Annotated in this window: 1 rRNA gene (cut by a window edge); it reads left to right on the top strand. The window is 58.1% G+C overall.

From position 1 onward, the window contains the following. Positions 1-2500 (top strand): 23S ribosomal RNA (locus DS837_RS31580); its annotated part reaches 234 nt to the left of the window's first position; the annotation flags it as partial.

The raw sequence follows: 2500 nt of genomic DNA, 5'->3' as shown, positions 1-2500 counted from the left end.
CTAGTAGTGGCGAGCGAACGCGGACCAGGCCAGTGGTTGGACCGACATAACCGGAAGCGTCTGGAAAGGCGCACCAGAGCGGGTGATAGTCCCGTACGGGTAAACCAGGTTCAATCCTCGAGTAGGGCGGGGCACGTGAAACCCTGTCCGAACATGGGGGGACCACCCTCCAAGCCTAAGTACTCCTCAGTGACCGATAGTGCACCAGTACCGTGAGGGAAAGGTGAAAAGCACCCCGACGAGGGGAGTGAAACAGTTCCTGAAACCGGATGCCTACAAGCAGTCGGAGCGGCCTTGCGCCGTGACGGCGTACCTTTTGTATAATGGGTCAGCGACTTACAGTAAGCAGCGAGCTTAAGGCGATAGCCGGAGGCGCAGCGAAAGCGAGTCTGAAGAGGGCGCGTGAGTTGCTTGCTGTAGACCCGAAACCCGGTGATCTAGCCATGGGCAGGTTGAAGGTGCGGTAACACGCACTGGAGGACCGAACTCACGCCTGTTGAAAAAGTCGGAGATGACCTGTGGCTAGGGGTGAAAGGCCAATCAAACCGGGAAATAGCTGGTTCTCCGCGAAAGCTATTTAGGTAGCGCGTCGGGCGATTGCCCACGGGGGTAGAGCACTGGATGGGCTAGGGGGCCTCGCGGCTTACCAAACCTAACCAAACTCCGAATACCGTGGAGCACAGCCCGGCAGACAGACGGTGGGTGCTAAGGTCCATCGTCGAGAGGGAAACAGCCCAGACCGCCAGCTAAGGTCCCCAAATCACGGCTAAGTGGGAAAGGATGTGGGAAGGCCATGACAACCAGGAGGTTGGCTTAGAAGCAGCCATCCTTTAAAGAAAGCGTAATAGCTCACTGGTCTAGTTAAGCCGGCCTGCGCCGAAAATGTATCGGGGCTCAAGCCGTGTACCGAAGCTGCGGATGTGATCTCTGATCACGTGGTAGCGGAGCGTTCCGTAAGCCTGCGAAGGGTGTCCGTGAGGCCGCCTGGAGGTATCGGAAGTGAGAATGCTGACATGAGTAGCGACAAACAGTGTGAGAAACACTGTCGCCGAAAGTCCAAGGGTTCCTGCGCAAGGTTAATCCACGCAGGGTGAGCCGGCCCCTAAGGCGAGGCCGAAAGGCGTAGTCGATGGGAACCACGTTAATATTCGTGGGCCAGCGGGTGTGTGACGAATGGGAAAGCGTGTCGGGCCTTATCGGATTGGCCCGGCTGGGGACCCGTTCCAGGAAACAGCCCCCGCATCAGACCGTACCCCAAACCGACACAGGTGGACTGGTAGAGTATACCCAGGCGCTTGAGAGAATGGTGTTGAAGGAACTCGGCAAATTGCCCTCGTAACTTCGGAAGAAGAGGGCCCCGTCGCGGCGCAAGCCGGGGCGGGGGGCACAGACCAGGGGGTGGCGACTGTTTACTAAAAACACAGGGCTCTGCGAAGCCGTACAAGGCGACGTATAGGGTCTGACGCCTGCCCGGTGCCGGAAGGTTAAGAGGAGGGGTTCACGCTCCGAATTGAAGCCCCGGTAAACGGCGGCCGTAACTATAACGGTCCTAAGGTAGCGAAATTCCTTGTCGGGTAAGTTCCGACCTGCACGAATGGCGTAACGACTTCCCCGCTGTCTCCAACACCAACTCAGCGAAATTGAACTCTCCGTGAAGATGCGGAGTACCCGCGGTCAGACGGAAAGACCCCGTGCACCTTTACTACAGCTTTGCAGTGGTGCTAGGGATCTCATGTGTAGGATAGGTGGGAGGCTAGGAAGCCCGGGCGCCAGCTCGGGTGGAGCCATCCTTGAAATACCACCCTTGAGGTCTCTGGCATCTAACCGCGCTCCGTTGATCCGGAGCCGGGACCCTGCATGGCGGGTAGTTTGACTGGGGCGGTCGCCTCCCAAAGTGTAACGGAGGCGCGCGATGGTGGGCTCAGAGCGGTCGGAAATCGCTCGACGAGTGCAATGGCATAAGCCCGCCTGACTGCAAGACAGACAAGTCGAGCAGAGACGAAAGTCGGCCATAGTGATCCGGTGGTTCCACGTGGACGGGCCATCGCTCAACGGATAAAAGGTACGCCGGGGATAACAGGCTGATGACTCCCAAGAGTCCATATCGACGGAGTCGTTTGGCACCTCGATGTCGGCTCATCACATCCTGGGGCTGGAGCAGGTCCCAAGGGTTCGGCTGTTCGCCGATTAAAGTGGTACGTGAGCTGGGTTTAGAACGTCGTGAGACAGTTCGGTCCCTATCTGCCGTGGGTGTCGGAGTTTTGCGAGGATCTGTCCCTAGTACGAGAGGACCGGGATGGACATACCTCTGGTGCACCGGTTGTCACGCCAGTGGCATGGCCGGGTAGCTAAGTATGGACGGGATAACCGCTGAAAGCATCTAAGCGGGAAACCCACCTCAAAACCAGAACTCCCTTGAGAGCCGTGACAGACCATCACGTCGATAGGAGGCATGTGGACGGGCGGCAACGCCTGAAGCTGAGCCTTACTAATCGCTCGA

The sequence above is a fragment of the Azospirillum brasilense genome (assembly GCF_008365405.1).
Classification (GTDB): domain Bacteria; phylum Pseudomonadota; class Alphaproteobacteria; order Azospirillales; family Azospirillaceae; genus Azospirillum; species Azospirillum brasilense_D.
The sequence above is the reverse complement of the archived record's forward strand: the minus strand, read 5'-3'. Positions and strand labels throughout refer to the sequence as shown.